General features: G+C 61.4%; 5 protein-coding genes. 1 reads left to right on the top strand and 4 read right to left on the bottom strand.

Translation table 11 applies throughout. From position 1 onward, the window contains the following. Positions 1 to 252: 252 nt before the first annotated feature. The 4 genes from efeO (BMZ10_RS07675) to efeU all read right to left on the bottom strand — a co-directional run bounded on the left by efeO (BMZ10_RS07675) (position 253) and on the right by efeU (position 4,578). Positions 253 to 1,077 carry an iron uptake system protein EfeO gene (efeO, locus tag BMZ10_RS07675; RefSeq protein WP_093459389.1) on the bottom strand — a complete coding sequence of 275 codons (825 nt, stop codon included), beginning with the start codon at positions 1,075 to 1,077 and terminating at the stop codon, positions 253 to 255. A gap of 27 nt (positions 1,078 to 1,104) precedes the next feature. After that, positions 1,105 to 2,424, bottom strand: coding sequence for an iron uptake transporter deferrochelatase/peroxidase subunit (gene efeB / locus BMZ10_RS07670; protein WP_093459388.1), 1,320 nt, complete (start codon positions 2,422 to 2,424; stop codon positions 1,105 to 1,107). 64 nt (positions 2,425 to 2,488) lie between these two features. Continuing rightward, positions 2,489 to 3,700 carry an iron uptake system protein EfeO gene (efeO, locus tag BMZ10_RS07665; RefSeq protein ID WP_093459387.1) on the bottom strand — a complete coding sequence of 404 codons (1,212 nt, stop codon included), beginning with the start codon at positions 3,698 to 3,700 and terminating at the stop codon, positions 2,489 to 2,491. Positions 3,701 to 3,708: 8 nt separating this feature from the next. After that, positions 3,709 to 4,578 (bottom strand): iron uptake transporter permease EfeU, encoded by an 870-nt coding sequence (efeU, locus tag BMZ10_RS07660; RefSeq protein WP_093459386.1) that lies wholly within the window; start codon positions 4,576 to 4,578, stop codon positions 3,709 to 3,711. A gap of 613 nt (positions 4,579 to 5,191) precedes the next feature. Here efeU and BMZ10_RS07655 point away from each other — a divergent pair. Beyond that, positions 5,192 to 7,375, top strand: coding sequence for a TonB-dependent siderophore receptor (locus tag BMZ10_RS07655; RefSeq protein WP_093459385.1), 2,184 nt, complete (start codon positions 5,192 to 5,194; stop codon positions 7,373 to 7,375). Positions 7,376 to 7,427: the final 52 nt, after the last annotated feature.

Raw genomic sequence — 7,427 nt, 5'->3', positions numbered from 1 at the left:
TCACACCGCAATGGCCGCGGTGTTCAACAGATCTGTTCCCGGCTAAAGCCGGTCCTACTCACCGCGTACCCCTGCAGGGGAGGCGTCATGTGTCGCGTAATCCTGTAGGACCGGCTTCAGCCGGGAAGCCCTTGATCGGGAGCCGGCCCTCCGCTTTTAAAGCAAGTCGCCGGAGCCCAAGCCAAAGCAACTCGCGCGCTGGCCATCAAATGAAAAACCCGCCAATCGGCGGGTTTTTCCTTGCATTCACACTCAGTTCAGGCCGAGTTTGCCGCGCATTTGCGACAGGTCTTCTGCCAGGGTATTGACCGGGCCAGCCAGGGCCTTGCGGTCGTTTTCCTTGACCTTGTCATAGGTCTCGTAACCGCCATCCTTGGTTTTGTACTTGGCCAGAATCTTGTCGACCGTGGCGAAGTTCTTGTCGACTTTGGCGACGAATGCGGCATCGGACTTCTGCAGTTGCGGCTTGAACAGGTCGACGATTTTCTTCGAGCCGTCAACGTTGCCCTGGAAGTCATACAAGTCAGTGTGGCTGTAACGGTCTTCTTCACCGGACAGCTTGGTCGCAGCGACTTCTTCCATCAGCGCCGCAGCACCGCCGACCACTTTTTCCGGCGGGAAGGTCATGTCGGCAATACGCGATTGCAGTTCTTTCACGTCAGCCAGCAGCTTGTCGGCGAAAACAGCCTGGTCCTTGGTGGTGTTCTGCGAGAACAGCGCGTACTCCAGGCGGTGGAAACCGGTGAAGTCCTCAGCCTTCACGCCGTTTTCGTGGTCGTCTTCGCGGGAGTCGATCGACGCGTCCAGGTCGCTGAACAGCTCGGCGATCGGCTCGATGGACTCGTAGGAGATGCGCGTGGTCGGGAACAGTTTCTTCGCAGTCGCCACGTCGCCTTTCTTGATGGCGTCGGTGAATTTCTGAGTATCGGTCACCAGCTTGTCGACGTTTTCAGTGACGTAAATCTTGTAGTCCGAAACCGGTGTAACCAGATCCAGCGGAGCGGTGGCTGCGAAGACGGACATCGGGGTCTGCAACAAGCCAAAGGTAAGCAACAACGCGAGAGGCGACTTTTTCATGGAGCTCTTCCTGTGAGGTAAGGGTTGTCAGGCAGTTTTTGTTTTTAAGGCAGAAGCGGCAGCCAACAGTGACCGGCCAATGAAATCCTGGCTGTCGACGACGCCCGGCAGGGTGAAGAAATAGCCGCCGCCTACCGGCTTGAGGTATTCCTCCAGCGGCTCGCCGTTCAGACGTGTCTGTACCGTGATGAAGCCTTTTTCCAGGTCCGACTGGTAGCAGATGAACAACAGGCCCATGTCCAGCTGACCGTTCTTGTTCACCCCGTTGGAGTAGTTGAACGGTCGACGCAGGATCAGGTTGCGCTGGCTTTCCGGCGTGCGCGGGTTTGCCAGACGGATGTGGGCGTCGAGCTTGGTGATCTTGCCTTCCGGGTCCTTTTTGTAGTCCGGCACATCGGTCTCGGCCTTGCCGTCCATCGGCGCTCCGGTGGCTTTGACGCGACCGAAGATCGCTTCCTGTTCCTGCAGCGGCGTGCGGTCCCAGCGCTCGACGAAGTTGCGGATGATCCGCACCGCCTGATAGCTGCCGTTCGCGGCCCAAGCCGGTTCGTCGCTGCCTGGCTGCACCCAGACCAGCTCGTTCATCGCTTTCTGGTCGTTGGAATCCGGGTTGGCGGACCCGTCGCGGAAACCCAGGAAGTTGCGCGCGCTTTCCGGTGGCTGACCCGGCTTGAGCGGAGCCTGCGCCGGAACCGTGCCTTCCTGCTTCCAGCGCACCAGCAGCAGGTCAGGCAGGTTCTTCACGATGTCGCGCAGGGCGTGAATGTTGCTGTCCGGGGCGTTGGAGCAGAACTGAATGCTCAAGTCGCCGTGGCAGCAGTCCGCTTCCAGCGCGTCGTTGGGGAAGCCGACCATGCGCTGAAGGCGCTTGGGCTTGACGTGCTCCAGACCGAAACGCTCGTCGAACAGCGAGTCGCCCACGGAAACGGTAATGGTCAGGTTGTCCGGCGTGACCACCGGGCCGAGAATGCCGGAATCCAGCGGTGGCAGTTTCGGGTCCACCTGCGGCACGGCGCCGCCGGTCATCAGGAACGAAATCCGCTCGTTGAGCGTGCGGAACATGCGCTCCAGGTCTTCGCGGTCCTGCGCCAGCACGTCGAAGGACACCATCATGCCCGCGGTGGGACGCGGGTTGACGATGCCGCTCTGGTGTACGCCGTGAAACTCGTTGTGATCCTGGGTCTTCTCGCTTTTCGGCGCTTCGGTGACTTGTGCCGGCGCAGGCGCAGCCAATGCATTGCCGCTCAGGCTGGCACCGGCGATGGCGGCGCCGGCTGCACCCAGGCCCAGCAGGACACGGCGACGGTCTACAGAGACGGGAGCGTTGGTTGGATCTGAATCTTTCATGTGGATACTGTCTTCGTTCTGGTTTCAGGTCCGGGCGGGCGCATCGGCACCCGCCCGGGCACGCTTACAGGCCGGAGAGGCCAAGGGCCGGATCGATTCCATCGAGTGCATCGGCCAGTGCCTTGGCCTTGTCTGCGATTTGCTTTCTTTGTTCGGCGCTGACCTGGTCATACGGCTTGAAGCCGTTGTCGGTCTTGAGCATCAGCAACTGGTCGTCCAGACCGGTGGTGGCGCTGTCGATCTTTTTCAGCACGTCGCCGGACGTCTTGGCCAGCAGAGGGCGCAGCAGCTCGATGACCTTGCGGGTGCCTTCCAGATTGGCGGCGAAACCGGTGACGTCGATGTGGCTGTAGCGCTCTTCTTCGCCGTTGCTGCGGATGTCTGCCAGACTGCGCATGGTGCGCACGATCATGCTGGCCAGCTGTTCCGGGGCGATGCTCTGCGCCAGCAACTGCTGCTTGAGCGTGGCGATGTCGCTTTGCAGCTTCTGCACGACGGGCGTCAGGCCTTCCACCGATTTCTGCGAGAACAGGCCAAATTCGATGCGATGAAAGCCGCTGAAGCCTGGGTCCTGCTCACGCTTCTCGAAGTAATCGGCGCGGGCGTTGATGGCGTTGTCCAGCTCGGCCAGACGCTGCGCGGCCGGGGCGATGCGCTGATACGCCGCGCGAGCCGGCGCATACGCTTGCCGGGCCTGAGCCAGATCACCGCTTTCGATGGCCTGCTGCAGGTCGTTGACGGCGCGAATCAGCGCGCTGCTCTGGGTGCTCAGGTAAACGCGGTATTCGGACAGCGGGCCGATGAAGGCGACCATCGACGGACGCGCTTTGGCGGCGGCGTCGGATTCGGCTGTGGCGGTGACGTGCAGCGTCCCGCGCGGGTTGCTCAACAGGCCGCAGGTGATGGCGTAATCGCCGGGCTGCAGGTTCGCGTTGATGATCTGGCTCAGGCCCGGCACGATGTTTTCGCGTTCTTCGACGACCAGCACGCCGTCGAGGATTTCCCACTCGACGGCCCGGTCGGAAGCATTGACGATGCGGAATGCGTTCTTGCCGGCCGGCACTGTGATCGCATTAGGCTCGCAATTTTTGGCGTGGATCGTGACCACGGTTTCGTTGCCGCTGTTGGCCACGCGTTTCTTCTGCGCAGCCTGCGAGGCGAAGTAGAACATCGCGCCGGCGGCGATCATCAGTATCACCGAGCCGGCTACGGCGAATTGCAGGGCGCGTGAAGGCTTGGCTTTCTGTGGAGGAAGGCCAGTGGGACTGGTGGTCATGGTTGCCCTTATTTGTTCATAACTGAAGGTGAGTGGCCGTGTTCGTGCGCAGGACGGGTGGGCAGACTCACCACCCGCGCCTGAGGTTTGAAGAACAGGACCAGCGCGAAAATCAGGTAAGCCAGGTAGGCCACCAGCACGCTGACGGTAGGTGCATCCTGATAGCCGAACATGCCAGCCAGCACCGAACCGGTCGGACCGTCCATCGGCAGCGTGGCGCTGATGTCGAAGACCACGTCCTGGAAGTGGTTCCACACGCCGGCTTCATGCAGCGAGCGCACCGAATTGGCGAGGATCCCGGCCGCGACCACGAGAATGAACAACCCGGTGTAGCGGAAGAACTTGCTCAGGTTCAGGCGCAGGCTGCCTTTGTAGATGGCGACACCCACGCACACGGCGATGATCAGACCCAGCAGAGCGCCGACCGGGCCGGACGCGCCTTCGCTCTGCTGAAAAACGGCGAGCAGGAAGAACACGGTTTCGAGGCTTTCGCGCGCCACGGCGAAGAACACCATGCCGATCAGCGCGTAGGTCTGGTTTCTCGAGCCGGCGAGGGCGGCGTCCAGTGATTCATGCAGATCGTGTTTGACCGAACGCGCGACCTTGCGCATCCAGACGACCATGGAGCTGAGAATGACCACGGCGACCAGGCCGACCACGCCTTCGAACAGTTCCTGCTGCTTCTGCGGGAATTCGGCGCTGACCATTTCAAGGCCGCCACCGACGAACAGGGCGAGGGCAGCGGCGAGGAAAACCCCGATCCAGACCGCTGGCATCCACTCGCCACGGCCCGTCTGCTTGAGGTAACTGGCAATGATGCCAACGATAAGCGCGGCTTCAATCCCTTCGCGCAACATGATCAAAAAAGGAACGAGCATTTATCACCGGTGCAAATCTGATAGGGTGTGCGGCCTGAATGCGTAGTACAGCCATTCGCATTCAGCCAAGGTGTAACATAATGATACTCATTATTGAATGAGCATACTTGTTTTTTTGCGTTCTCCAGAATTTGTGCATGTGTTCAGGCCGCGTTCAGCCCTCGGCCACTCCTCTTGCCCTGCGGGCGTAATCAACGTCATTCAATCCCCTATCAGACGCCTCTGCTGCAGGCGCTGGGGCGCGCTTGCTCGGGGCGCACTCGGGCGATCTGCCGGGGGAATGTGGTGTGTCAGGCAAAAACGCGGTGGCTGGGTTTACGACTGCTGCGCAGCCGATCGCGGGCAAGCGCGCTCCTACAGAGGTCTCCGGGCATTCCCCAATTCTTCGACCAGGCACAACACCCGCAGGAGCGCGCTTGCTTGGGGCCGCCATCGGACGAAGACTGACTTTCAGGCGCTGCAGGGCAGAATGAAAAAGCATGGCGTCGACCCACTGGCCCCAGAATTATTTTGGAAAACCCTGTGAGGTAAATCCTGTTGGCATCCGTGTAGTGAGAATCGATGCGTTTAACGACGCACGCCCTCACCACTCGATACCTCAGGTCTACCGTTCATGACAGCTCTATCCGCTTCTCGTGTCTGCGCCCGTCCCGTGCTTCGTTCCGCTCCGTTACTGGGGTTATGTTCGGCCACTGCACTGTTGTGTTCCCTGGGTCTGAGCACGTGGGTAGGCGCCGAAGAGATGCAACTGGATGCCGTTAATATCGATGCGAGTTCGCAAGCCGATATCAGCGAGACGGAGCACAGCCGCTCCAGCTATCAAGCGCGCAAGTCCACGGTCGCGACACGCACGGAGTCGCCGCTGCTGGAGACCCCGGCCACGGTCAACGTGGTGACCAATCGGGTGATCGAGGATCGGCAGCCGTCGAGCCTGGACGAGGCGATCAACGCCGTCAGCGGGGTCAAGCAAGGCAACACGCTGGGCGGCACGCAGGACGCGATTCAGAAGCGTGGCTTCGGCACCAACCGCGACAACTCGATCATGCGCGACGGCATGCAGTCGGTGCAGGCGCGCAACTTCACCCCGACCACCGAGCGCATCGAGGTGCTCAAGGGCCCGGCGTCCATGCTTTACGGCGTGCAGGACCCGGGCGGGGTGATCAACGTCGTGACCAAGAAACCGCAATGGGTGGACGCCCACTCCATTTCTGTGTTCGGCAGCAGCTTCGGTGGCGGCGGTGAGCAGATTGACCTGACGGGCCCGATCGGCACCAACGGGCTGGCCTATCGGTTCATTGCCGACAAGCAGAATTACGACTACTGGCGCAATTTCGGCAGCATCGACCAGTCGGTGATCGCGCCATCGCTGGCCTGGTACGGCGACGACACCACCGTGTCGGTGGCCTACGAGCACATGGAATATTCGGTCCCGTTCGACCGTGGCACGCAGATCAACACCACCACCGGCAAGGTGCTGGACATCCCGCGCAAGCGTCGTCTGGACGAGCCGTTCAACGTGACCACCGGGCGCTCCGACTCCCTTGACCTGCGCATGGACCATCGCTTGAACGACGACTGGACCCTGCGCACCGGTTACGCGTACAGCCGCAACTACTACAACGACTATCAGTCGCGCTTCATGTCGGCCGTCTTCACGACCGGCGCCGTGACCCGGCGCGGCGACGCCACCCGCGATGCCGAGCAGTTCGCTCACACCGCCACCCTCAACGCCCTGGGCAACCTGTACTGGGGCGATGTGCGTCATGAGTTGTTGATCGGCGCGGACTACATGAAGAACGATCGCGAGCTGGGTGATCTCTATCGCAGCCCTAACAAGACCGACTTCAACTACAACGACCCGGTCTACGGCGTCACGCCGAAGCCTTCCGCCGTGAGTGCACCGAACAGCGACCAGATCGACCACCTGCGCACCCATGCGTTCTTCGTTCAGGACGCCATGCACCTGGGCGAAAAGTGGATTTTCCAGGCCGGCCTGCGTTACGACGCGTTCGACGAGCTCACCGGCAAGGGCCGTCCGTTCATCGTCGGCGCCGACGTCAAGGACAGCAAAGTGGTGCCGCGCGTCGGTCTGGTTTACCTGATTCAGCCGGACTGGTCGGTGTACGGCAGCTACACCGAATCGTTCCGCCCGAACACCTCGATTGCGACGCCGATCGAGAGCCTGCCGCCCGAAGAAGGCAAGTCTTATGAGATCGGCACCAAGTTTCAGAACGACGCGATTACGGCGACCGTCGCGCTGTTCAACATCAACAAGAAGAACGTGCAGACCAGCGAGCCCTGCGGCCGCGAGACCTGCACGCGGGTCTCGGGCGAGGTGCGCTCCCGTGGCCTGGAAGCCGACATCACTGGCCAGCTGAACGAGGTCTGGAGCCTGACCGGCAGCTACGCCTACACCGACACCGAAGTGCTGAAAGATCCGGTACTCAAGGGCGAGCCGCTGGACGGTGTGTCGAAGCACACGGGCGCGCTGTACCTGACGCGCGACTTCGGCCACGTCGGCGTGGGGGATCTGCGCGCCGGTGCCGGTGCTCGTTTCGCCAGCCGCTGGGGCGTCAACGATGGCGCTGGCAAGGAATATTACTTGCCGTCGTCGAAGGTCGCCGACGCGTTCGTCTCTTACAAGATGAAGCTGGACGAACGCGATCTGACCCTCCAGCTGAACCTGAAAAACATGTTCGATGAGAAGTACTACACCTCGTCCAGCGGCCTGGGTTCGCCCGCCATCGCCATCGGCGAGCCACGTCAGTTGGTGGCGCGGGCCAGGCTGGATTTCTGATCAGGACAGGCCGGTCGTGCGGCGTTGCGGCATGAGCCTGGCGCAGCAGGTT

The organism is Pseudomonas sp. NFR16 (assembly GCF_900108875.1).
Taxonomy (GTDB): Bacteria; Pseudomonadota; Gammaproteobacteria; order Pseudomonadales; family Pseudomonadaceae; genus Aquipseudomonas.
Note: the sequence above shows the minus strand (reverse complement) of the source record. Positions and strands in the feature narration are given on the sequence as shown.